Below are 23,307 nucleotides of genomic sequence, written 5' to 3'. Positions count from 1 at the left end.
TGTGCCGTGGCACGCGCGCGTACCCCCTGGGTTGCGCCCCCGCGCCCCCACCCTTGAGGGCCCCGGGCAGGCCGACCGGCCCGGCCCTGGGTTCAGGCCGACCGGCCCGGCCATGGGTCAGGCCAGCCAGCCCGGCGTGATCATCCCGGACTCGTACGCCAGGATCACCAGCTGCGCCCGGTCCCGGACGGCCAGCTTGGTCATGATCCGGCTGACGTGGGTCTTCGCGGTCGCGGGGGAGAGGACGAGGCGGCCGGCGATCTCGTCGTTGGAGAGACCGGCGCCCACCAGGCCGAGGACCTCGCGCTCCCGCTCGGTGAGAGCGTTGAGCCGGGGACTCGGATCGGGCTGCCGATCGGCCCGGCCCGCGAACTCGGCGATCAGACGGCGCGTCACGGCCGGTGCGATCAGGGCGTCGCCGCGCGCCACGACCCGAACCGCGTGCAGCAGTTCCATCGGCTCGGTGTCCTTCACGAGGAAGCCCGACGCGCCCGCGCGCAGCGCCCCGTACACGTGGTCGTCCGCGTCGAAGGTGGTCAGGATGACCACCCGCACCCCTTCGAGACGCTCGTCCGCGGTGATCCGGCGGGTGGCTTCGAGCCCGTCGAGCACCGGCATGCGGATGTCCATCAGGACCACGTCCGGGCGCAGTTCACGCGCCAGCCCGATGGCCTGCTCGCCGTCCCCGGCCTCGCCGACGACCTCGATGTCCTCCTCGTCGGAGAGGATCGACCGGAACCCGGCCCTGACCAGGGTCTGGTCGTCGGCCAGCACGACACGGATCATCGGGAGTCCCCCTCGGACACGGTGGGTACGGAGAACGGCAGCCGGGCGTCCACCAGGAAACCGCCGCCGGCCCCATTCTCGGCGGTCAGCTCGCCGCCCAACGCACGGGCCCGCTCGGCCATGCCCCGGACGCCGCTGCCCAGGGGCCGCCCCTCCGGCGCACCCTCGCCGTCGTCCTCGATCCGCAGCCGCACCGCGTCCGCACCCCAGTCCAGGGCGATACGGACGCTCCTCGCGCCCGCGTGGCGGGTCACGTTCGTCAACGACTCCTGAACGATCCGGTACGCGGCGAGGTCGACGGGCGGCGGAAGGGGCACCGGGGTGCCCGTGACGTCCGTACGGACGTCGAGACCGGCGCTCCGGGCACGCCCGGCGAGGTCACCGAGGAGCGCGAGACCGGAGGAGGACGGGGCGGTGGGAGTGGGCTCGTCGGCGCGGCGCAGCACCCCGAGGGTCGCGCGCAGCTCCCGCAGCGCGTCCTTGCTGGTCGCCTTCACCGCCTGGAGCGCCTCGGTCGCGGTGACGAGCCCGGCCTCCGGGGCGGGCCCCTTGCCGAGGCGGTGCAGCGCCGCGCCGGACTGGACGTTGATCAGCGAGATGCTGTGGCCGAGCACGTCATGCACCTCACGGGAGATCCGCAGCCGCTCCTCCGTGGCGCTCTGCCGGGCCCGTGCCTCCTGCTCCCGTTCGGCGGCGAGCGCCCGCTGCTCCACCTCGTGGAGGTAGGCGATCCGGGTGCGCTGGGCGCGGCCCACGGCGACGAGGCTGATCAGCCAGCCGGCCAGCATCGCCAGCGACGTGTCGTCGATCTGCCGGTGCCCCGGCTGCTGCCGCACCTCCCCGACCCCCACCGCGAGCAGGGTGACGGCGGCGAGCGCGACGGCGGCGGCGAACCGGCCCTCGGCGGCTGTCGTGTACAGCGCGAGGGCGAAGGCGATCATGAGCGGGCCGTCCTGCGCGGACAGCGGGTAGTAGACGACGCAGGCGACGAGCGTGACGAGGGCGACCGCGACCGGCTGTCGCCGGCGGAAGTACAGCGCCCCGCACCCGACCAGGATGAGCGCCCAGCCGAGCAGCGTACGGACGGCGGGCTCGTCCGCGTACCGCGCGGAGAACAGCGTCCAGGCGGCGACCACGAGCAGGACGACGCCCGCCACGAGGGCGTCGGCCGTCCGCGACGGCAGACGTCCGCCGCCGGGGGAACGGAGGGGGAGGGCCATGCGTCGAAGAATAGGTGGCGGGCCGGCTCGCGGCCGGTGCGCGGGGGATCGGACGGGGTCGGGGGGCTTCGCATGATGTTCGGGTACGCGGACGAGTGGTGGGCGTTGCTGTTCGTGCCGGTGGTGCTGTGGGTGCCGTTCGGGCCCTTCGTCATGGGGGCCATGGGGGTGTGGTGCGCCCGGCGGCCCGGCCGGTGGTGGCCGCGGCTGTGGTCGATGCTGCTGCCGCTGGTGCCCGTCGCGGTCTCGGCGACCGCCATGATCCTGCCCATGGGCAGCTGGGACGAGCCCGGCCGCGGCGAGGACCTCCTGGGCTACTTCCTCGTGTACGTCATGGGCATCACGGTGCTGCCCTGGCTGCTCGGATACGGCATCACGCGGGCGGTGGGGGCGGTGCGTGCCGTACGGGCGGCTCGGGCGGCGGGTGGCCGCAAGGAGCGGGAGAGGGGCCGGGGTCCGGGCGAAGGCCCTGACGAAAGCCCGGGCGAAGGCCAGGGCCAGGGCTGACGAAAGCCCAGGCGAAGGCCGGGGCCAGGGCTGACGCTGCGTGGGCGGACGGGGACGCTCGGTCGCGTCCGGGTCGGGGTCGCCCGTCCGTGTGGCACGCTTGACAGTGAAATCGAACATCCATTCTCATGGAAGTCCGGCCCCTGGAATCGCGGGCTTGTCGGCGAGTTGTCCACAGGTCGGAGCGGACGTCGGGGCCCATTGTCAGTGGCAGGGGTTAGCGTCTTTCACATGAAGCGATCGACTCAAGCAAATCGGGTGGAACCCATGGCAGGAACCGACCGCGAGAAGGCGCTCGACGCCGCGCTCGCACAGATTGAACGCCAATTCGGCAAGGGCGCCGTGATGCGCATGGGTGACCGCGTCCAGGAGCCGATCGAGGTGATCTCCACCGGATCGACCGCGCTCGACATCGCGCTCGGTGTCGGCGGACTGCCGCGCGGCCGCGTCGTGGAGGTCTACGGTCCGGAGTCCTCCGGTAAGACGACCCTGACCCTGCACGCGGTGGCCAACGCGCAGAAGGCCGGCGGCCAGGTGGCGTTCGTGGACGCCGAGCACGCCCTCGACCCCGAATACGCCAAGAAGCTCGGCGTCGACATCGACAACCTCATCCTGTCCCAGCCGGACAACGGTGAGCAGGCCCTCGAGATCGTCGACATGCTGGTCCGTTCCGGCGCGCTCGACCTGATCGTCATCGACTCCGTCGCCGCGCTCGTCCCGCGTGCGGAGATCGAGGGCGAGATGGGCGACTCGCACGTCGGTCTCCAGGCCCGACTGATGAGCCAGGCGCTCCGGAAGATCACCAGCGCGCTCAACCAGTCCAAGACCACCGCGATCTTCATCAACCAGCTCCGCGAGAAGATCGGTGTGATGTTCGGCTCGCCGGAGACCACGACCGGTGGCCGCGCCCTGAAGTTCTACGCCTCGGTGCGCCTCGACATCCGCCGTATCGAGACCCTCAAGGACGGCACGGACGCGGTCGGCAACCGCACCCGCGTCAAGGTCGTCAAGAACAAGGTCGCGCCCCCCTTCAAGCAGGCCGAGTTCGACATCCTCTACGGCCAGGGCATCAGCCGCGAGGGCGGCCTGATCGACATGGGCGTGGAGCACGGCTTCGTGCGCAAGGCCGGTGCCTGGTACACGTACGAGGGCGACCAGCTCGGCCAGGGCAAGGAGAACGCCCGTAACTTCCTGAAGGACAACCCCGACCTCGCCGACGAGATCGAGAAGAAGATCAAGGAGAAGCTGGGCGTCGGCGTCCGTCCCGAGGCCGCGAAGCCCGAGGCCGCGAAGCCCGAGGCGGCGACGGACCCGGCGGGCACCGCGGCCGCGGCCGCGACGGACGATGCCGCCAAGAGCGTCCCCGCACCCGCGAGCAAGACCGCGAAGGCGACCAAGGCCACCGCGGTCAAGAGCTGAACCGGTGACCGGTCGCACCGAATGGCCGGGTGACAGCCCCGACTCGTCGAGGGCCGAGAAGGAGCTGTCACCCCAGGATCCCGCTGAGCGGGCGCGGGCGATCTGCCTGCGCCTGCTCACCGGGACCCCCCGCACGCGCAAGCAGCTCGCCGACGCGCTGCGCAAGCGGGAGATCCCCGACGAGGTGGCGGAAGAGGTCCTCTCCCGCTTCGAGGACGTCGGACTGATCGACGACGCCGCCTTCGCGGGGGCCTGGGTGGAGTCCCGCCACCACGGCCGGGGCCTCGCCCGCCGCGCCCTCGCCCGCGAACTGCGGACCAAGGGCGTCGAGCCGACCCTCATCCAGGAGGCGGTGGAGCAGCTCGACTCCGACCAGGAGGAGGCCACGGCGCGCGAGCTCGTCGCCCGCAAGCTGCGCGCCACCCGCGGTCTGGAGCGCGACCGGCGGCTGCGCCGGCTCGCGGGGATGCTCGCCCGCAAGGGATACCCCGAGGGCATGGCCCTCCGCGTCGTCCGCCAGGCCCTTGAGGCCGAGGGCGAGGACACCGACGGGCTCGACGAGCCCTTCTGATCCCCGGGGGAGATCAGAAGGGTCCGTCGGTCCGGGCGGTCAGCCGCGTCCGTCGGTCCGGGCGGTCAGCCGCGCGGGGTCGCCGGGAGGAGGACCGGGAGGCCCGCCGCCTTCCAGGCCTGGAAGCCGCCGATCAGGTCGGTCGCCCGGTGCAGGCCCAGGCGGCGCAGGGACTCGGCCGCGAGGGAGGAGGCGTAGCCCTCGTTGCAGAGGACCACCACCAGCCGGTCGTGGCTGTCCGCCTCCGGCGCGCGGTGGCTGCCCAGCGGGTCGAGCCGCCACTCCAGTTCGTTGCGCTCCACCACCAGCGCGCCCGGGATCAGCCCGTCCCGCTCGCGCAGGGCCGCGTAGCGCGTGTCCACCAGGAGCGCGTCACCCGCCTCGTACGCCTCGTAGGCGGCACGGGGTTCGATCCGGTCGAGGCCGGACCTGACCCGCTCCAGGAGCTCGTCGATCCCGACCCGCTCTCCGTTCGCCGTTGGCGCGTGCTCGCCCCGAGCCGTCTCCACGTGCCCGGCGCCCGGTGCTCCCACCTGCTCGCCGCCCCCCTGTGCCTCGCTCACGGTGCCCGGCTGTGCCTCGTTCACCGTGGCTGCCTCGGCCTTGCTCGCCGACCCCGTCCGCGCGTTGCTCACTGCCAGTCGTCCGGGCGCTCGACCTGCTCCAGGCGGAGTACCGCGCCCGTCCGGCTGAACCGCCGGATCAGGGGGAGCGGCGGGTAGTAGGCGTGCACCGAGACCGCGTGGGTGTCCGGGGACTCGTTGAGCACCTCGTGCACGTGATGGCGGCCGAAGGCGCGGCCCCCGCCCTCCGAGAGGCGGCGGGAGCGGTCGAGACCGTCGGCCAGCTCCAGGGTCTTCCAGCCGCTCGCGGGCAGCCGGACCGCCAGCGCGTTCTCGGTCAGCGTGCCGCGCGCGGTGGCGAAGGCGCCCAGCGACTCGGCGTGGTCGTGCCAGCCCGTGCCCGTGCCGGGCGGCCAGCCGATGAGCCAGGCCTCGCTGCCGCCGGGGCCTTCGAGGCGTACCCAGGTGCGGCCCTCGGGGTCGAGCGGCAGGGAGTCGACCAGTTCACGGTCGGCCGCCGTGCGCCGGACGAAGTCGAGCAGGTCCGCCGCCGTCGGGGCGCCGGCAGGGGTGGTGGGGTATCCGGTGGCGGTGTTCACGGTGGGTGCGGGGGTGCGTGGAGACACGGGTGACCGTCCTGGGTTCGCTGAGAGCGCGCGGCGGCAGCACGGCACACGGACGTACGCCGGTGGCGGGGCGCGCGCGGGGAGAGGGCGAGATCAGCAGGACGGGCGACACACGCAGCCCGCGTAGCGGACGAGGTCCATATGGACCCTCCGCCACAGGCGCACATCGGTGTCGGTCACGCTCCGGAGTACACCATGTGCGCCTGTGGGAATCAATGCATGTCCGCTGTGCGGTCACTCCCCGCGGACACTCCGGCGTCCGCCCTGGCGGTCCCGGTGGGATCACCGGCCTCGTCCGTCCCGGTGGTCGCGGGGCCGCCCCGGGCCGCGTCCGCCGCCGCGTACAGCTCCTCGGGGCGGACGCCGGAGAAGGCGGCGACGAGGTGCCCGTCGGGCCGTACGAGCAGGACGGCGTGGGCCGGGGCGCCCGGGTAGGCCTCGGTCACCAGGACCTCGGCCTTCGCCGGGAGGGCGTCGACCGCCTCTTCGAGCCGGGGCATCACGCCCGCGCCGCGCCAGTGGCGCCGGTCCCACACCCCGGTGCCGGGCGCGACCAGGAGGACCAGGAGGCGGCCCTGACCGAGCCGGTCCCTGAGCCGTACGGTCGTGCCGTCGGGGGCCGTCACGCGGACGTCCTCGACGGGGGCGCCCACCGGGGTGCCCACGGGGATCCGGCCCTCGGTGTACGGGGCCGCGAGGGGGGAGTGCGGGTACGCGGGGGGCGCGCCGAGCGGGCCGCGCCCCACGTGGCCGTCGGTCAGCAGGGCGTCGTGGCCGCGCGTGGCCCCCGGGAGGTACGTCCGCAGGCCGCCGCCGCGCAGGACCGGCAGCGACTGGTCCGCCGCGCGCAGCCGGGAGGCGACGGCCGCCCGGCGCTCGCTCTGGTAGCTGTCGAGCAGCCGCTCGGGGGCGTTGTGGTGCCAGGTGTGGGCGAGTTTCCACGCGAGGTTGTCGATGTCCCTGAGCCCCTCGTCGAGGCCCTGGGTCCCGACCGCGCCGAGCAGGTGGGCGGCGTCCCCGGCGAGGAGGACCCGGTCGACCCGCCAGCGGCGGGCGAGCCGGTGGTGCAGGGTGTGGACGCCGGTGTCGATGAGTTCGTACGGGGGTGTCACGCCGTCGCACCAGCCGGCGAGGGTCTCGCGGATCCGGACGATCAGCGCGTCCGGGGTGACGAGGTCGCCCCGGGGCGGCAGCAGCCAGTCGATCCGCCACACCCCGTCGGGCAGGGGACGGGCGGTGATCTCGTCGGCGGCGCCGCGCCACGGCGGCTGACGGTGCAACAGGGACTCGCCGGACCAGGGGAGTTCGGTGCGCAGGGCGGCGACCGCGTGCCGTTCCACCGCCGTGCGGCCGGGGAAGCGGATGCCGAGCAGCTTGCGGACGGCCGAACGGGCGCCGTCGCAGCCGACGAGGTGGCTGCCGCGCCACCAGGTGCCCTCCGGGCCCCGGGTGTGGGCGACGACCCCGTCGCGGTCCTGCTCGACGGTGTCGAGCCGCGCCTCGGTGACGAGCCGGACGAGCTTCTGGTGGGCGATGGCGCCGCGCAGTCCGCGGGCGAGGGCGTGCTGGGGGATGTGGAGCGGCGCGGCGGGGGCGGAGGGCGCGTCGGGGTCCTCGGACCACTCCTCCGTACCGCTGAGTCCCAGGTCGAGGGCGAGATGGCGGACCGTCTGGCGGCGGCGCATGCCGCGCCAGCCGACCCAGCGGACGCCCTCGTCATGGAGGGTGGTGCAGCCGAGGCGCTCGACCATCGCGGCCATGTCGGCGCGCAGGACGACGCTCCGGGCGGGCCGGGCCTCCTCCTTGCCGTCGCCCTCGTCGAGGACGACGCTGGGCACGCCCTGCGCGGCGAGCGCGAGGGAGAGCGCGAGGCCGACCGGCCCCGCGCCCACGATGATCACCGGGTCCACGGCGCGGCTCCTGAAGGCCGGACGGTCATGAGGGCAGCACAGCTGAGTGTGGCACGAGCCCGGTGGTTGATCACAGAACGTATGCAACCCACTGAAGATGGCCGCGTCAAGCGACAGGGTGGGCGCGGTGCGGCCGACCTCAAGTCAGTGCCGCTCCGGCCCACCCCTGTTGTCCCGCGGACCCCGTGGGGGTCAGGCGTCGCTGACGGCCTTCGTCTTCGGATCGGTGGCTCCGGCCTGGGCCGGGAGGGTCACCGTGACGGCCTTCTTGCCCTGACGCAGGCGCCGCTCCAGGCGTCCGGCGAAGTAGGTGAGGATCGCGTTGATGACGATGTAGATCAGCGCGATGACCGTGAAGGCGGCGATCGTGTTGGCGCCGTAGTTGGCCGTGATCTGCCGGTTCTGGCTGAGCAGTTCCGCGAAGCCGAGCAGGGCGCCGCCCAGCGCCGTGTCCTTGACGATCACGACGAGCTGGCTGACCAGGGCCGGGAGCATGACGGTCACGGCCTGCGGCAGCAGGACGTACATCATCGTCTGGCCCTTGCGCATGCCGAGCGCCTCGGCGGCGTCGCCCTGGCCCCGGGGCAGCGAGAGGACGCCGGCGCGGACGACCTCGGCGATGACCGAGGCGTTGTAGAGCACCAGGCCGGTGACGACCGCGTACAGCGGGCGGAAGTCGGAGCTGACGGTCGTGAACTGCCGGTAGGCCTCGTTCGCGAACATCATCAGGAGCAGCACCGGGATGGCGCGGAAGAACTCCACGACGGTGCCGGCGGGCACCCGTACCCAGCGGTGGTCGGAGAGCCGGCCGATGCCGAGGAGGGCGCCGAGCGGCAGCGCGATCAGGATGGAGAGCGCGGCGGCCTTGAGGGTCTCCATGAGACCGGGCAGCAGGTACGTCGTCCAGACCCGGGAGTCGGTGACGAACGGCGTCCACTTGTCGGCCGCCAGCTGGTTCTTCTCGGCCATCACGGCCAGGATCCACCAGGCCAGCAGGCCGAGGACGGCCAGGAAGGCGACCGTGTAGAGCACGTTCCGCCGCTTGGCGCGGGGGCCGGGAGTGTCGTACAGGACGGAACTCATCGCTTCACCGCCAGACGCTTGGCCGCCCAGCCCAGGAACAGGCCGGTGGGGAGGGTGAGGAGGATGAAGCCGAAGGCGAAGACGGCGAAGACGGCGAAGAGCGCGTCGGCCTCGTTCTCGATCATCTCCTTCATCAGGAGAGCCGCCTCGGCGGCGCTGATGGCCGAGGCCACCGTGGTGTTCTTGGTGAGGGCGATCAGGACGTTGGCGAGTGGCGTCACCACCGCGCGGAAGGCCTGCGGGAACACCACGAGCGTGAGGACCTGGGTGAAGCTCAGGCCCAGGGCGCGCGCGGCCTCCGCCTGGCCCGGCGGGACGGTGTTGATACCCGAGCGCAGCGCCTCGCAGACGAAGGTGCCGGTGTAGGCGACGAGTCCGAGCACCGCGAGCCGGAAGCCGATGTCGTCGGAGCGGTCGCCGCCGAGGGCGAAGCCGAGGGTCTGGTTCAGGCCGAACGAGCACGCCACGAGGACAACGGTCAGCGGGGTGTTGCGGACGAGGTTGACGTAGGTGGTGCCGAAGGCGCGCATCACCGGGACCGGGCTGACCCGCATGCCGACCAGGGCGGTGCCCCAGATCAGCGAGCCGATCGCCGAGTAGAGGGCGAGTTTCGCCGTCACCCAGAAGGCGCCGAGCAGGTCGTACTGCCCGGAATCAAGAAAGTCGAACACGATGCCCCGCGCTCTCCCCTGGTGGTCGGTCGGTGTGGAGGCCGCCGCGTGGGCGGCGGCCGGTGTGACGGCCGCACCCTCGCGGGGCGGCCGTCACGGCAGAGGCGGGGTGGGTCAGCTCTCGACCTTCGGCGCGGGCTCGTACTTGTAGCCGGAGGGGCCGAAGTGCTGCTTGACGAGCTTCTCCCAGGTGCCGTCGGAGACCATCTTCTCCAGCGCCTTGTTGATCTTGCCGCGCAGCTCGTCGTCGCCCTTCTTGACGCCGATGCCGTACTTCTCGTCGCTCATCCGGAGGCCGGCGAGCTTGAACTTGCCCTGGTGCTCCTTCTGCGAGGCGTAGCCCGCGAGGATGGAGTCGTCCGTGGTCAGGGCGTCGACGGCCTTGTTCTCCAGGCCGGTCAGGCACTCGGAGTAGCCACCGAGCTGCTGGAGGTCGGCCTTGGGGGCCAGCTTCTCCTTGACGTTCTGCGCGGAGGTCGAGCCGGTGACCGAGCAGAGCTTCTTGGCGTTGAGGTCCTCGACCTTGGTGATCGAGCTGTCGTCGGCGCGCACGAGCAGGTCCTGGTGGGCCAGGAAGTACGGACCGGCGAAGTCGACCTCCTTCTTGCGCTTGTCGTTGATCGAGTAGCTGGCGACGACGAACTTCACGTCACCGCCCTTGATCAGGTTCTCGCGCTCGGCGCTGGGCGCCTGCTTGAAGTTGATCTTGTCCTCGGCGTAGCCGAGCTCCTTGGCGACGTAGCGGGCCACGTCCACGTCGAAGCCGGCGTACGTGCCGTCCGGGGTCTTCAGGCCGAGACCGGGCTGGTCGAACTTGATGCCGATGGTGATCTTGTCACCGTTGCTGCCCGAGTCGGAGCCGCCGCCACAGGCGGTGGCGGTCAGCGCGAGGACGACGGCGGCCGCCGCGGCGGCGGGGGTGCGACGAAGCTTCATCGAGGAATGTCCCTTGGATAGAAGTGAGTTGGGAAGAATAGGCCCGAACTCGCTCAGTGGTGAAGGATCTTGGAAAGGAAGTCCTTGGCCCGGTCGCTCCGCGGGTTGCTGAAGAACTCCTCGGGCGTCGCCTGCTCGACGATCTTCCCGTCGGCCATGAAGACGACCCGGTTGGCGGCGGAGCGGGCGAAGCCCATCTCGTGGGTCACGACCACCATCGTCATGCCGTCCCGGGCCAGCTGCTGCATGACCTCCAGGACCTCGTTGATCATCTCGGGGTCGAGCGCGGAGGTCGGCTCGTCGAAGAGCATGACCTTCGGGTCCATCGCCAGCGCGCGGGCGATCGCCACACGCTGCTGCTGGCCACCGGAGAGCTGCGCCGGGTACTTGTCCGCCTGCGTGCCGACGCCCACCCGGTCGAGCAGGGCGCGGGCCTTCGTCTCGGCGGCCTTCTTCTCCGTCCTGCGGACCTTGATCTGGCCCAGCATCACGTTCTCCAGCACCGTCTTGTGCGCGAAGAGGTTGAACGACTGGAAGACCATGCCGACATCGGAACGCAGTCGGGCGAGTTCCCTGCCCTCCGCGGGCAGCGGCTTGCCGTCGATGGTGATGGTGCCGGAGTCGACGCTCTCCAGCCGGTTGATCGTGCGGCACAGCGTCGACTTGCCGGACCCGGAGGGTCCGATGACGACCACGACCTCGCCGCGGGTGATCGTCAGATCGATGTCCTGGAGGACATGCAGTGCGCCGAAGTGCTTGTTCACGCCGGACAGTACGACCAGGTCGTCCGTGGCGCGCGGGGTGTCCTCGGGCCCCCTGGGCACGGACTTGGACACTGACTCTCCGCTCATCGGCCTCTTGCTCCGTCCTCCTCGGTTGGGGAGGACACTAGAGACCCGATGTGATGACCGTCATCACATCTGAGCGGAAATTGAGGATAACGATCCGGCCGCAACCGGACACAGTGGGTGAAGGGGGCGCCCCGGGCCGTACCGGGTACATAACAGAAACGCCGCTGTCACAGGGGGACACTTGACTGTGGCACCGATGTTCGGTGTTCATGCCCTGGTACCACCTGGTACACAGAGAGCCGCCCATCAGCACATCACCACGGAGGAGGTACGTATGCGACTGCTGCTCGTCGAGGACGACGATCATGTCGCCGCCGCCCTCTCCGCGATCCTCGCCAAGCACGGCTTCACGGTCACCCACGCCCGCAGCGGCGAGGAGGCGCTGCAGGCCGTCCTGCCCACCGCGCAGGGCGAGCGCCCCTCCTACGGGGTGATCCTGCTCGACCTCGGCCTCCCCGACCAGGACGGCTACCAGGTCTGCGGCCGCATTCGGAAGCTCACCACCACCCCGGTGATCATGGTCACCGCGCGGGGCGACGTACGCTCCCGCATCCACGGGCTCAACCTCGGCGCCGACGACTACGTCGTCAAGCCCTACGACCCCGGCGAGCTCCTCGCCCGGATCCACGCCGTCAGCCGCCGCAACGCCGGCACCGAGGAGACGGCCGGAACGGGCACGCCCGCCGACGGCACCCAGCTGCGGCTCGGCTCCGTCACCATCGAGCTGCCCACCCGGCGCGTCAGCGTCGACGGCGAGAGCGTCCCCCTCACCCGCAAGGAGTTCGACCTCCTCGCCCTCCTCGCCCAGCGCCCCGGAGTCGTCTTCCGGCGCGAACAGATCATCAGCGAGGTCTGGCGCACCAGTTGGGAGGGGACCGGCCGCACCCTGGAGGTGCACGTCGCCTCCCTGCGCTCCAAGCTGCGGATGCCCGCCCTGATCGAGACCGTGCGGGGCGTCGGCTACCGCCTGGTCGCCCCCGCCGCGTAACCGCCGGACGGCCCCTCCGTGCGCACCCGCCTCCTTCCGCTGCTCATCGTCCTGATGGCCGGCGTCCTGCTCGCCCTCGGCTTCCCGCTCGCCGCCAGCCTCGCCGCCTCCGAACAGCAGCGGGTCGTCGTCGACCGGCTCGACGACTCCGCGCGCTTCGCCGCCCTCGCCCAGTTCGTCAACGAGAGCAGCCCGGGCACCGACGAGCGGCAGGCCACCCTCAGCGGCGAACTCGCCAGCTACCACGACGTGTACGGCATCCGCGCCGGAATCTTCTACCGCGACGACCGCGCCATGGCCGCCGCACCCGAGGACTGGACCGTCCCGTACGAGGGAGAGGGCCGCCGCGCCTTCCGTGAGGCACTTCTCGGCCGCCGCAGCCACGACCCGCCCCAGGTCTGGCCCTGGCAGCCCCACGCGCGGCTCACCATCGCCTCCCCGGTCGTCCGCGACGGGGACGTCGTCGCCGTCGTCGTCACCGACTCGCCCACCGGGCAGCTCCGCTCCCGCATCCTGCGGGGCTGGCTGCTGATCTTCGCCGGCGAGTCCGCCGCCATGCTGGTCGCCGTCGGCGCCGCCTTCCGGCTCACCGGCTGGGTCCTGCGCCCCGTCCGCGTCCTCGACTCCGTCACCCACGACATCGCCACCGGACGCATGAACTCCCGTGTCGCCGCGACCGGCGGTCCGCCCGAACTGCGCCGCCTCGCGCTCTCGTTCAACGAGATGGCCGACAACGTCGAGGAGGCGCTCGAACAGCAGCGGGCGTTCGTCGCCGACGCCTCCCACCAGCTGCGCAACCCGCTGGCCGCGCTGCTCCTGCGGATCGAGCTCCTCGCCCTTGAGCTGCCCGAGGGCAACGAGGAGATCGCGTCCGTACGGACCGAGGGCAAGCGGCTCGCCCAGGTCCTCGACGACCTGCTCGACCTGGCCCTCGCCGAGCACGCGGCGGCCGAGCTGCGGCTCACCGACGTCGGCGCGCTCACCGCCGAGCGGGTCGCGTCCTGGCGGCCGGTCGCCGACGACAAGGGCGTCCTGCTCGGCGGGGAGTGGGCGGCGGTCACGGCGTGGGCGGACCCGGTGGCCCTCTCCAGCGCGCTGGACGCGGTGATCGACAACGCGCTGAAGTTCACCCCGGCCGGGGAGGAGGTCACGGTCACGGTCGCCCCGGAGGGGGCGAACGTCTCCGTCGTCGTGGCCGACCACGGGCCCGGCCTCACCGAGGACGAGCTCAGCCGCGTCGGCGACCGTTTCTGGCGCGCGGGGCGGCACCAGAACGTCAAGGGCTCGGGCCTCGGCCTCTCCATCGCCCGCGTGCTGCTGACGGCGGGCGGCGGCGGTGTGGCCTTCGCGCCGAACGACCCGCACGGGCTGAGGGTGACGGTCACCGTCCCCCGGCACGCGCCGGTGGATCTGGGGACTGTCTAGGTGTACGGCCTGTGAGGCTGGGGGCGGGCCCGGGGCGGCCGGGGCCCAGGGCTCTCGGACCGGTCAGACCCGGTTGGTCACGGCGCGGCGGGGTCGCTCACGGCGAGGGCACTCACCGTCGAGCCGCTCACGGCCGGCCCGGTCGGACCCGGTCGGACCCGTTAGTCACGGCTTCACCGAGCGGTAGTAGCGGCGGGCGCCGTCGTGGAGGGTCAGGGGCTCCGTGTAGACGGCGGTCCGCAGGTCCACCAGCTGGGCCGGGTGGACCTGGCGGCCGATCCGGTCCCGGCTCCCGATCACCGTACGCGTGAACCCCTCCACCAGGTCCGTGTCGGCCTCCACGGTGGTGACCAGGAGGTTCGCCACGGCAAGGGTCTCTATCGGCCGGCCGTCCTGCGCCCGGGCGTACGCGTCGGCGGGGATCACCGCCGACCGGTAGTGGCGGGTCGACTCGCCGACGTCGTGCAGCCGGTCGACCAGCTCCGCGTCCAGCGGGATCAACCGGATCTGGAACCGCTCGGACAGCGCCTGCACCGCCTGGGTGGGCAGCCCGCCCGACCAGAAGAAGGCGTCGAGCCGGCCGTCCTCCAGGAGCCCGGGCATGGTGTCGATGCCCGCCGAGACCGCCTCGACGTCCCGGGTGGGGGTGAGGCCCGCCGCCGCGAGGACCCGGTCGGCGATCAGGCGTACGCCGGAGCCGTCCTGGCCCACACCGACCCGGAGGCCGCGCAGTTCCTGCACCGTCCGCAGGGAGGACCGCTTGCGGACCACCAGCTGCACGTAGTCGTCGTACAGCCGGGCGCAGCCGCGCAGCCGCTCGAAACCGGGCCTGCGCTCCCGCTGGTACTGGGCCACCGCGTCGGCCGTGGCGACGGTGAAGTCGGCCTCGCCGGAGGCCACCCGCGCCAGGTTCTGCTGGGAGCCCTCGCTGTCCTTGAGCGTTATCGAGACCTCGGGCAGGTCCCGGGCGAGGGCCTGCTTGAGCAGCTCGCCGTACCGCTGGTAGACGCCGGTGGGGACACCCGTACTGAAGGTGACCGAACCGCTGGGGACGGGCGGGCCGAAGGGCGCGAGCCACCACACCAGCACCCCGCACACCGTGAGCAGCGCGGCCGCGGCCGTGAGGGCGCGGCGGCGGGCGGCACGGGAGAGCGAGGCGAACATGCACGCGATCCTGCCAGGTCGCCGGCGTGTCTGGCCAGGCTCGGTCGAGTGACGGGGCCGGGTCGGGTGGCCCGGCGCCGGGGTGAGGTCCGGGGCGGGCCGGTGCCGGGAGCGGCGCCCCGCGCGGACCCGGCGAGAGGTCCGTGCAGGGCGCCGCCCGTGCGGGGCCGGTGCGGGGCTGTCCGTACCGGGGCCGGTGCGGGGCCGTCCGTACCGGGGCCGGTGCGGGCCCCTCCGCCCGTGGGGTCGTACGGGGTCAGTAGGCGAAGCCGGACTTGCCCGTCTTCGTCGTCGTGACGTGGGTGACGGCGCTGCCCGGCGGGAGCGCCGCCGTGGTCTTCGCCGGTACGGTGGTGGAGCCGTCGCCGAGCTGGGCGCTCGCGTTGGCCCCCCAGCCGATCACGGAGCCGTCGTCGAGGGCGGCGAGGGTGAAGTCCGCGCCGCCCGCGATGTCCTGCACGCCCCTGAGGTCGTCGAGCGGCACCGGGGTGGTCCGGTTCGCCGTCGTGCCGTCGCCCAGCTGCCTGGCGTCGTTCTTGCCCCAGCCGACCAGGCTGCCGTCGTCGAGGACGGCGAAGCTGGAGGTGGAGGTGGCGAAGACCTTCGCGACGGCGTCGAGGTGGGCGACGTCCACGGGCACGTTGCTGTCGGTGACGCCGTCGTTGCCGAGCTGGCCCTCGGTGTTCCTGCCCCAGGCCTTGACCGTCCCGTCGGCGGTGAGCGCGAGGACGTGGTCGCAGCCGACGGAGACGGATTCGACGTCGACGAGGTCGGGCACCTTCTGCGGGGTGTCGCGGGTGGTGTTGTTGCCGGTGCCGAGCCGCCCGTTGACGCCGTTGCCCCAGGTCCAGACCGTGCCGTCCTGGCGCAGGGCGACGCTGAAGCCACAGCCGGCGCCGACGTCCTCGACCTTGTCGAGGCTCTGGACCGGGACGGGGGTCTTCTGGGGGTTGGCGGGGTCGGAGCCGGTGCCGAGCTGCTTGGTGGCGTTGCTGCCCCAGCTGAGGACCCGGCCGCCCTTGACGGCGAGGACGTGGTCGGCGCCGGCGGAGATCTCTGCGATGCCGGAGAGTCCGGCCACCGTGCCGGGGAAGGTCTGGCCGACGAGGGTGCCGTTGCCGAGCTGGCCGAGCGCGTTGGCGCCCCAGCTCTTGACGGTGCCGTCCTTGAGGAGGGCCACGGCGAAGGCGGTGGCCGCCGCCGCGGTGCCGTCGCCGCCCCCGCCGGACATCTCGCGGACGTCGTCGCGGGTGATGCCCTGGACGGCGGCGGGGGTCTGCTGGTTGACGGTGGAGCTGTTGCCGAGCTGGCCGAGGGTGTTGAGGCCCCAGCCGCGGACCCAGGGGTCGGTGCCGGCGGCGGCGTGGGCGGAGAGGCAGGGGGCGGCGAGCGCCGTGGCCGCGGTGAGTGCGGTGAGGAGGGTGAGGCGGCGGCCCCGGGTGGTACGAGGGGGCACGGGGGCGCGGTGGGACACGGAGGTCCTGCGGGACGGGGACATGGGGGGACCTTTCGGGGTCAGTAGGCGTAGCTGGACTTCCAGACGGTGGAGGCCGCGACGCGGGTCGTGCCGCTGCCCGGGGGCAGGGCGGTGCCCGGGGTGGGGGAGTTCGTGGTGGTGCCGTCGCCGAGCAGGCCGGAGCTGTTCGCTCCCCAGGCCCGTACCCAGGGGTCACGAGGCTCGGCGGCGTGCGCCGGGCCCACGAGGGCGAGGAACGCGAGCGCGGCGGCGATCTTCCGTACGGACGCGTACGTCAGCGGAGTGCCTCCGCTCAGTACGCGTACGTCGTGTTGCCGCCCAGGGAGGTGGCCACGTCCTTGATCGCCGAGCCCTCGCTGAGGATCCTCACGGACTCGTAGCGCGAGACCGTGGTGCCGTTGCCGAGCTGGCCCTCGCCGTTGTGGCCCCAGGTGAAGACGTCGTCCGCCGTGACGGCGACCCCGTGCCGGGCGCCGGCCGCGAGGTGCTGGACGCCTTCGAGGCGCGGGATCTCGACGGGGGCGGTGCGGTTGGTGCGGGAGACGTTGGAGTCGAAGGCCTCGTCGGACTCCAGGAGCTGGCCGTACTGGTTGTTGCCCCAGCCCCAGACGTGGCTGTCGCTGGTCTTGACGTAGTTGTGGTGGGCGCCCGCCTCGATGTCGGAGACGCCCTCCACCCAGTCGACGTCGACCGGCACGGTGGAGGACTTGGTGCTGGAGTTGCCCAGCTGGCCGTAGAGGTTGTAGCCCCAGGACTTCACCGTGTCGTCGGCGGTCAGCGCGAGGGCGTGGTGGCAGCCGGCGTCGATCTCCACGACGTTCTCCAGGCCCTGGACCTGCCGGGGTACGGAGCTGGTGGCCCGGTTGCCGGTGCCGAGCTGGCCGTGGATGCCGCGGCCCCAGGCGTACACCCTGCCGTTCTCCAGGAGCGCGAGGCTGAAGTCGCAGCCGGCCGAGATCTGCTTGACCTTGGGCATGCCCTGGACGCGGTCGGGGACCGTACGGCTGTCGCCGGTGCGGTTGTTGCCGAGCTGGCCGTAGGCGTTGTCGCCCCAGGAGTAGACCTGGCCGCCGGTGTCGAGGGCGAGTGCGTGCTGTCCGCCGGCCGCGATGTCCTTGATGTTCTTCAGGCGGGGGACGGTGGTGGGCACGGACTGGTTGGTGTTGCCGCCGTTGCCGAGCTGCCCGGAGGCGTTGTGCCCCCAGGACTTGACCGTCTTGTCGGTACGGGCGAGGGCGAAGGAGTCTGCGGACGAGGTGCCGCCGGCCGACATCTGGTCGACGTCGCCGCGGAAGAGGCTGGTGACCGAGGAGGGGCTGAGGCTGTCGCCGAGGGTGCCGTTGCCGAGCTGGCCGGTGCGGCCCGCGCCCCAGCTGAGCACGGTCGGGTTGCCCTCGTTGGCCTGTGCGGCGGGGGCGAGGGCCGGCAGGGCGGTGAGCGCGGCGGCCGTGAGGACGGCGGCGGTGAACGGCAGGGCACGCGGTCTCGGGCGCGGGGGGACGGGTCGTGAACGGGACATGGCTCTGTTCTCCTTCGACGGGGGACGACCTTCGACGGGGACATGGGGGAGCGCGGCGGCCGGCCGGCGCCGTCCGCAGGCGTGCGGAGGGGCGCTCGGGCCGGTCGCGGGTCATGCGAACACGGTGTGCCGGGCCCGTGGGCAGGGGGCTCCCACGGCCGGGTGCGGCGGCCGGGACGGGCCGCCGGGCACATCAGCAGACTGACCGAGAACGATCACCGGGGCGAGCCGGAATCGCCGAAACACCCTTTTGTCGGACGTCCGTTCGGGGTGGTGCTCCGGGGGCGCACTCACCCGTGCCGTGGGCTCCCGGGGGAGCCGGCGGGCGACCCCCGTACGGGCCGCCGAACGGCGGCGGCCGGGGGAGTGAGGGACCCCGCCCGGCCCGGCCGCCCGACCCCTCCCGCCCGGCCCGGAATCCATGCCCACGGGTGTACGGGAGGACCGTGCGGCCGGCCCCGGGCGGCCCCGGTCCCGGCCGGGCCCGGCGGTGCCGAGTGCGCTCCGCCGAAGTGGTGAGCGGCCTTCGGGGTGGGCGCCGCACCGTGTGTCCTGCCGGGGCGCCGGGGTCGCGACGGTTAGCGTCGGACCGCGCTCGGTGATCTTGAGGACAGTCCCCTGTCCGCCCCTGGTGTCCCCATCCGAGCCCGTCAACTAGCCCCTGTCCCAAGGGAGTTCCCATGCCCATGCCCGTACTGAAGGTGTCCTCCCGGCGGGTGCTGAGCGCCGCCGTCCTCGCCGCCCTCCTGGCCCTGCCGGCGGCTCCCGCCGCGTACGGCGCCGAGTGCCAGCCGGACGACCAGGCCTGTCAGGACAAGGAGGGCAACGCCGAGGCGGCCAAGAAGATCGAGGCGGACCAGAAGAAGACCCAGGAGGCGGCCGGCCAGGCCGGCAAGGACATCGAGGCGGCGGGCGAGAAGCTGGCGGAGTGCCCGCCCGGCTCCGCCTCCTGCATGGAGAAGCTGGCCGGCAAGGGAGGCCGCGAGGAGGACGGCTTCAAGGAGATGGGCACCACCATCTCCACGTACGAGCCGGAGCCCGCCGACAACGCCGCCCAGGCCGTCGAGTCCACCTGCGCGGCCTTCCCCGCCTCCCTTCCACAGGGGTCTACCGACCCGGGACAGTCCCCCTTCCCGGCCTCCCAGCTCTGCTCGCTGCTCGGCTCCTGACCCGGTCTCCCCGGGCCCTCGGTCTTCCCGGCCCTCGGTCTTCCCGACCCCGGTCTCCCCGGCCTCCGGGCTTTCCTGACCCGCCACCGGTCTCCCTGACCCGCCACCGGTCTCCCTGACCCGCCACCGGTCTCCCTGACCTGGCCCCGGTCTCCCTGACCCGCCACCGGTCTCCCTGACCTGGCCCCGGTCTCCCTGACCCGCCACCGGTCTCCCTGACCTGCCCCCGGTCCCTCCTGAACCACCCCGTCCCCGCTCCTCCCTCCCCGTCCCGAAGGGTTCCTTCGCCATGCCTCCGCGCCGTCCCCGCGCCGTCCCGCCCCTGGCCCGCCCGCTCACCACCCTCACCCTCGCCCTGGGGCTCACCGCGCCCCTCGCCCTGCTCGCCCCGCCCGCCGCCGCCGTCGAGGAGGGCCCCGGTGAGGTCCCGGTCGCCCGTGCCGTCACCGCGGACGGCCGCGCCGCGAAGATCGCCGACGTCCTGGAGTACTGCGGGACCAAGCGCACCGCCTGCTCGTTCACGATCGACCCCAGGAACGGCCGCGAGTACACCACCGCCGTCAAGTCCCTCGGCAACGCGGTCGTCAACTGCACCACCAGCGACATGGGGGTCGACCGGAGCGTCACCCTGAAGACCGGCAGCACCGACAACATCGGTGGCGAGATCTCCGGGAAGATCACCGCCGAGGGCACGGTCACCGCCTCCGGTGAGGTCACCACCAACCTCAGCAACGAGATCAACAGCAACCACAAGATGCCCAACCTGAAGGACGGGCCCACCTCCGAGATCGGCACCAAGACCAATGTCGCGGGCGGCGCGAAGGCGGCCGGTTCGCTGAGCGCCAAACTCGCCTTCGAGGCCGCCTTCAAGGCCACGTACTCCAAGTCCTGGACGATCGAGAACACCGAGGCGACCGTCTACAAGACCACCGTGAAGCCCTACGACATGCTCGTCTTCGGCGCGAGCGCCGCGATGCGCCGCGTGGTCGGCGACCTCGTCACGGACACCGGGCAGAAGATCCTCGACGTGAGCGTGGACAGCCCCTCCATGGTCAACACCAGCACCTTCGTCGCCCAGACGTACGCCGTCCCCGACCGGCTCTGCGGCCGTAAGCGCCCCGCCACCGACACCGCCGCCGACGCCGACAACAGTCCCCCCGGCGGCCTGCGGAGCGTCGCCGTGCGGGAGGTGCCGGCCGCGCGGGCGGTGCCGCCGGGCGCCGAACCCAAGCGCGAAGTCGTCCTGCCCGCCGACGGTTCCTGAACCCGGAGGAGACCCTGTCATGAACCGCTCCCTGGCCGCGCTCGCCGTCCTCGGCTCCGCCGGACTGCTGCTGCCCGTCCTCCCCGCCGCCGCCCTCACCTCCGCGGCCGCGGTCGCCCAGTCCGTCCCCGTCCTCAACGGCGACTTCGCCGACCCCGTCATGAGGGGCGACGGCCCCACCACCGTCGGCATCGACTTCTGGACCGGCCTCAACCAGCGCTACTCGCCCACCGCTTCGGGCCGCTCCGACAGCTCCCACGGCGTCGCCCTCCAGAAGGACGGCAACACCCTCCAGCAGCGGCTGCGCGGGGTCCGGGCCGGAGCCAGGGTCACCGTGAGCTACGAGGACAGCCCCGCCGTCTCCAAGGAGTGCACCGGAGAGCAGGTCGTCGACGGACAGCCGTACACCGTCGCCGGCTCCGGCGGCGCCGTCCGCGAGGTCACCACCGCCGGGGACCCCGGCCGAACGAAGGGCACGCCCGGGCCCGGCCGCTGGACCGCCCGCAGTCACGTCTTCACCGCGGGCGAGAACGAGCCGCTGCTGGTCTTCACCTCCCGGGTCACCGACTCCCGTACCCATGTGACGTGTTCGCCGATGATCGCCCGCGTCCGCGCGGTCGAGGTGCCGACCGAGGTCGACAAGACCGTGAACAAGACCGCGCTCGGCACCGCGGAGGCGTACAAGGGCAACGAACGCGAGAGCACCCTCCACAACGCGGCCGCCGCCTGCAACGGCGAGAACGCCTGCACCTTCCGGCCCGACGCCCGCACCTCCTTCCGGTACTACGACCGGGCGCGGGTCGTCGGCGAGGCCTTCGTCAACTGCACCCGCAACGCCCTGGAGCACTCCCGGCTCCTCTCGTACGCCGAGCGCGGGCACGACAGCGTCTCCCAGACCTACGCCGACGCGAACCTGCCGCTCAACGAGGTCGCCAGGCTGCCCACGTCCGGCGTACGCGAGGAGGACGAGAAGCGGGTCAAGGAGCGCCCGATGGCCACCCAGTTCGCCCTCGCCTACGAGAAGGGCTGGCAGCGGCCCTGGCAGTGGTTCAGCAGCGACCAGCGGACCGTCGTGGAGAGGATCCAGCCCGGCGAGGTGAGCTGGGTCGAGATGCAGCCGAGCCGCGAGCGCGTCGAGGGCTGGTTCGTCAGCAAGAAGGACGACTACCGGCTGCACGCCGTCGTCGACGGGCCCTCGCGGGCCGTGCCCGACCGGCTGCTCCAGCGCACCGGGCCCATGTCCGAGGCCGAGAAGCAGCGGTGCGCCGCCGCCCGGCCCATGACCACCACGCCCGTCGGCGCGGACGCGCCCGCGAGCTCCAGCGACAAGGGCCTCCTCAAGATCCCGGCGCCGACGGCCCCGGGCGTCCGGTCCGCGGACCGGAGCCTGCCGCTGGACTGACCGGGCGCCTTCGCGGGTGCCGGGGCGGGAGCCGGGCGGCGGCGGGAGCTGGGTGCCGGACGCCCCTTCCCCTCCGGTGCCGCGCCGTCTCACCCCGCCACGGCGGTGAGGCGGCGCAGCACCTCCTCCCGGCCCAGGGCGCGCGCCACCGCGAACAGGTCGGGGCTGCGGGTGGCGCCGGTGAGCGCGACCCGCACCACGTTCGCGACCCTGCTCGGCGGTCCCGCCCAGCGCTCCGGGTCCCGGCGCCAGGCGGCCGTGTCCGGGGCGTGGCCGTGCCGCTCGGCGAGCCCGCGGAGCGCCGCGTACCACTCCTCCGGCGTGGCGGCCCGGACCGCCTCGCCGGCGAACTCGGCGGCGATCCGGCGAACGGACTCCGGGTCGAGACCGCCGTACCGGTCGTCGTCGGCGGCCGGCGGCGGGCCGAAGAGCTCCGCGAAGAAGAAGCCGTAGCGGTCGCGGAAGCAGGACCAGCGGTCCAGGTCCTTCCGGGCGGGCGCGCCCTCCGGCCGGCCCGTGGCCACGGCGGCCAGGGCGAGGCCCCGGTGGCGGGCGAGGACGGAAGCGAGCTCCGGGTCGTGGTCCTCCGCCCAGGCGAGCAGCTGCCCGTACAGCTCGTCGGGGGTGAGCGAGGCGATGAACTCCCGGCTCAGGGAGTGCAGTTTGGGAAGATCGAGCAGGGGCCCCGAGGGGCGCATGCCGTCGAGCCGGACGGGGGCGGCGAGCGCCTCGGCGGTGGGGACGTCCATGAGCCGGATGTTGGCGAGACCGCGCAGATAGTGCTGGACGGCGGCCGGCGGATACCCGGCGGCCAGGTAGTAGTCCACCGACGCCTCGGGGTCCTTGCGCTTGCTGAGCTTGCGGCGCGAGGGCCCCTCGGCCTTCATCAGCGGCGCGAGGTGCGCGTACGACGGCGGCTCGAAGCCGAGCGCCGCGTGCAGCTGCAGGTGGACCGGGGTCGAGGACAGCCACTCCTCGCCGCGCACCACGAGCGACACCCGCATCAGGTGGTCGTCCACGACGTGCGCGAAGTGGTAGGTCGGCAGCGGGAGTTCCTCCTGCGAGGACTTGAGCAGCACGATGTCGTTGCCGTTGTCCTGCATGGTGACCGAGGCGCGGATCCGGTCGGTGAACCGGACCCGGCCGGGGAACTCGTACGGGCAGCGGAAGCGCACCACGTACGGCTCGCCCGCCGCGAGCCGCCGCGCCGCCTCCTCCGGGTCCAGCGTCCGGCAGGGCGCCCACCGGCCGTAGTAGCCGAGCGGGGAGCGGCCCGCGCGCTGTTCCCCGGCGCTCCGGGCCAGCCGCTCCTTGCCACAGAAGCAGGGGTACGCCCGGTCCCGCCGCAGCAGTTCCCGGACATGGCTGAGATAGACGTCCCGGCGTTCCGACTGGAGGTACGGGCCCCAGTCGCCGTCCCCGGCGACCCCGCCCTCGTCCGGGGCGAGCCCGAAGGCGCCGAGCAGCCGGGAGAACTCCTCCGCGGCTCCCGCCACTTGGCGGGAACGGTCGGTGTCCTCGACGCGCAGCACGTGCACGCCGCCCGACTGGTGGGCCAGGGCACGCGCCACGGCGGCCGTGTACAGGCCGCCGATGTGCAGATGTCCGGTGGGGCTCGGGGCGAAGCGCGTCACCTCGGCACCCTCCGGCAGGGCGCGCGGCCCGAACCGCCGCTCCCATTCGGACGGTTCCGGGAGATCTGGCGGGAACATCGCGTTGATGACGGACAGGTCGAGCACGGTGGACTCCCTCCTGG

23 protein-coding genes are annotated in these 23,307 nt (G+C 72.9%); 8 read left to right on the top strand and 15 right to left on the bottom strand.

Annotation, left to right across the window (positions count from 1 at the left end; translation table 11 throughout):
* Positions 1-117: 117 nt before the first annotated feature.
* Entirely contained in the window at positions 118-786 is a 669-nt protein-coding gene (locus tag ACRRSS_RS27160; protein WP_351908213.1) for a response regulator transcription factor, read from the bottom strand.
* Complete coding sequence (locus ACRRSS_RS27155; RefSeq protein ID WP_435973718.1) at positions 783-2,006, bottom strand: sensor histidine kinase; 1,224 nt, start codon at positions 2,004-2,006, stop codon at positions 783-785. Before ACRRSS_RS27155 ends, ACRRSS_RS27160 begins: the two co-directional genes overlap by 4 nt.
* A 72-nt stretch (positions 2,007-2,078) precedes the next feature.
* Here ACRRSS_RS27155 and ACRRSS_RS27150 point away from each other — a divergent pair, with 72 nt between their 5' ends.
* The 3 genes from ACRRSS_RS27150 (at position 2,079) to recX (ending at position 4,503) form a co-directional block, all read left to right on the top strand.
* Entirely contained in the window at positions 2,079-2,513 is a 435-nt protein-coding gene (locus tag ACRRSS_RS27150; protein ID WP_435973717.1) for a hypothetical protein, read from the top strand.
* 267 nt (positions 2,514-2,780) lie between these two features.
* Positions 2,781-3,932, top strand: a complete 1,152-nt coding sequence (recA, locus tag ACRRSS_RS27145) for a recombinase RecA (protein WP_435973716.1) — start codon at positions 2,781-2,783, stop codon at positions 3,930-3,932.
* Positions 3,933-3,936: 4 nt separating this feature from the next.
* Positions 3,937-4,503: a recombination regulator RecX gene (gene recX, locus ACRRSS_RS27140; protein ID WP_435973715.1), complete on the top strand. Its 567-nt coding sequence runs from the start codon at positions 3,937-3,939 to the stop codon at positions 4,501-4,503.
* A gap of 65 nt (positions 4,504-4,568) precedes the next feature.
* Here recX and ACRRSS_RS27135 read toward each other — a convergent pair whose 3' ends face one another.
* The 8 genes from ACRRSS_RS27135 to ACRRSS_RS27100 all read right to left on the bottom strand — a co-directional run bounded on the left by ACRRSS_RS27135 (position 4,569) and on the right by ACRRSS_RS27100 (position 11,143).
* Positions 4,569-5,012, bottom strand: coding sequence for a rhodanese-like domain-containing protein (locus tag ACRRSS_RS27135; RefSeq protein WP_435975435.1), 444 nt, complete (start codon positions 5,010-5,012; stop codon positions 4,569-4,571).
* Between the two features lie 122 nt (positions 5,013-5,134).
* Complete coding sequence (locus ACRRSS_RS27130) at positions 5,135-5,665, bottom strand: cysteine dioxygenase (protein WP_435975434.1); 531 nt, start codon at positions 5,663-5,665, stop codon at positions 5,135-5,137.
* A gap of 120 nt (positions 5,666-5,785) precedes the next feature.
* Entirely contained in the window at positions 5,786-5,857 is a 72-nt protein-coding gene (locus ACRRSS_RS27125; protein ID WP_309544753.1) for a putative leader peptide, read from the bottom strand.
* 47 nt (positions 5,858-5,904) lie between these two features.
* Entirely contained in the window at positions 5,905-7,602 is a 1,698-nt protein-coding gene (locus ACRRSS_RS27120; protein WP_435973714.1) for an FAD-dependent monooxygenase, read from the bottom strand.
* Between the two features lie 192 nt (positions 7,603-7,794).
* Positions 7,795-8,685: an amino acid ABC transporter permease gene (locus ACRRSS_RS27115; protein WP_435973713.1), complete on the bottom strand. Its 891-nt coding sequence runs from the start codon at positions 8,683-8,685 to the stop codon at positions 7,795-7,797.
* Positions 8,682-9,356, bottom strand: coding sequence for an amino acid ABC transporter permease (locus ACRRSS_RS27110; protein WP_351908223.1), 675 nt, complete (start codon positions 9,354-9,356; stop codon positions 8,682-8,684). Before ACRRSS_RS27110 ends, ACRRSS_RS27115 begins: the two co-directional genes overlap by 4 nt.
* A gap of 114 nt (positions 9,357-9,470) precedes the next feature.
* Positions 9,471-10,292, bottom strand: coding sequence for a glutamate ABC transporter substrate-binding protein (locus ACRRSS_RS27105; protein WP_435973712.1), 822 nt, complete (start codon positions 10,290-10,292; stop codon positions 9,471-9,473).
* 53 nt (positions 10,293-10,345) lie between these two features.
* Positions 10,346-11,143, bottom strand: coding sequence for an amino acid ABC transporter ATP-binding protein (locus tag ACRRSS_RS27100; protein WP_435973711.1), 798 nt, complete (start codon positions 11,141-11,143; stop codon positions 10,346-10,348).
* 274 nt (positions 11,144-11,417) lie between these two features.
* Here ACRRSS_RS27100 and ACRRSS_RS27095 point away from each other — a divergent pair, with 274 nt between their 5' ends.
* Positions 11,418-12,131: a response regulator transcription factor gene (locus ACRRSS_RS27095; protein WP_435973710.1), complete on the top strand. Its 714-nt coding sequence runs from the start codon at positions 11,418-11,420 to the stop codon at positions 12,129-12,131.
* A gap of 18 nt (positions 12,132-12,149) precedes the next feature.
* Entirely contained in the window at positions 12,150-13,556 is a 1,407-nt protein-coding gene (locus ACRRSS_RS27090) for an ATP-binding protein (protein WP_435973709.1), read from the top strand.
* Positions 13,557-13,721: 165 nt separating this feature from the next.
* Here ACRRSS_RS27090 and ACRRSS_RS27085 read toward each other — a convergent pair whose 3' ends face one another.
* The 4 genes from ACRRSS_RS27085 to ACRRSS_RS27070 form a co-directional block, all read right to left on the bottom strand.
* Complete coding sequence (locus tag ACRRSS_RS27085) at positions 13,722-14,720, bottom strand: TAXI family TRAP transporter solute-binding subunit (RefSeq protein WP_435973708.1); 999 nt, start codon at positions 14,718-14,720, stop codon at positions 13,722-13,724.
* Between the two features lie 256 nt (positions 14,721-14,976).
* Positions 14,977-16,176 (bottom strand): RCC1 domain-containing protein, encoded by a 1,200-nt coding sequence (locus ACRRSS_RS27080; protein ID WP_435973707.1) that lies wholly within the window; start codon positions 16,174-16,176, stop codon positions 14,977-14,979.
* Between the two features lie 59 nt (positions 16,177-16,235).
* Positions 16,236-16,421: a hypothetical protein gene (locus tag ACRRSS_RS27075; RefSeq protein WP_435973706.1), complete on the bottom strand. Its 186-nt coding sequence runs from the start codon at positions 16,419-16,421 to the stop codon at positions 16,236-16,238.
* Positions 16,422-16,489: 68 nt separating this feature from the next.
* On the bottom strand, positions 16,490-17,716 hold the full coding sequence (locus ACRRSS_RS27070; protein WP_435973705.1) for an RCC1 domain-containing protein: 1,227 nt from the start codon (positions 17,714-17,716) through the stop codon (positions 16,490-16,492).
* A 680-nt stretch (positions 17,717-18,396) separates the two neighbouring features.
* On the opposite strand from ACRRSS_RS27070, the gene ACRRSS_RS27065 reads away from it, so the two are divergent.
* The 3 genes from ACRRSS_RS27065 to ACRRSS_RS27055 all read left to right on the top strand — a co-directional run bounded on the left by ACRRSS_RS27065 (position 18,397) and on the right by ACRRSS_RS27055 (position 21,551).
* Complete coding sequence (locus ACRRSS_RS27065; protein WP_435973704.1) at positions 18,397-18,885, top strand: hypothetical protein; 489 nt, start codon at positions 18,397-18,399, stop codon at positions 18,883-18,885.
* 289 nt (positions 18,886-19,174) lie between these two features.
* Complete coding sequence (locus ACRRSS_RS27060; RefSeq protein ID WP_435973703.1) at positions 19,175-20,149, top strand: hypothetical protein; 975 nt, start codon at positions 19,175-19,177, stop codon at positions 20,147-20,149.
* Positions 20,150-20,168: 19 nt separating this feature from the next.
* A complete protein-coding gene (locus tag ACRRSS_RS27055) occupies positions 20,169-21,551 on the top strand; it encodes a hypothetical protein (RefSeq protein ID WP_435973702.1) in 1,383 nt (460 codons plus the stop codon).
* An 89-nt stretch (positions 21,552-21,640) separates the two neighbouring features.
* Here ACRRSS_RS27055 and ACRRSS_RS27050 read toward each other — a convergent pair whose 3' ends face one another.
* Positions 21,641-23,290: a glutamate--tRNA ligase gene (locus ACRRSS_RS27050; protein ID WP_435973701.1), complete on the bottom strand. Its 1,650-nt coding sequence runs from the start codon at positions 23,288-23,290 to the stop codon at positions 21,641-21,643.
* Positions 23,291-23,307: the final 17 nt, after the last annotated feature.

This window comes from Streptomyces sp. Qhu_M48 (assembly GCF_051305195.1).
Lineage (GTDB): Bacteria > Actinomycetota > Actinomycetes > Streptomycetales > Streptomycetaceae > Streptomyces.
This window is presented reverse-complemented; position numbering and strand designations above follow the sequence as displayed.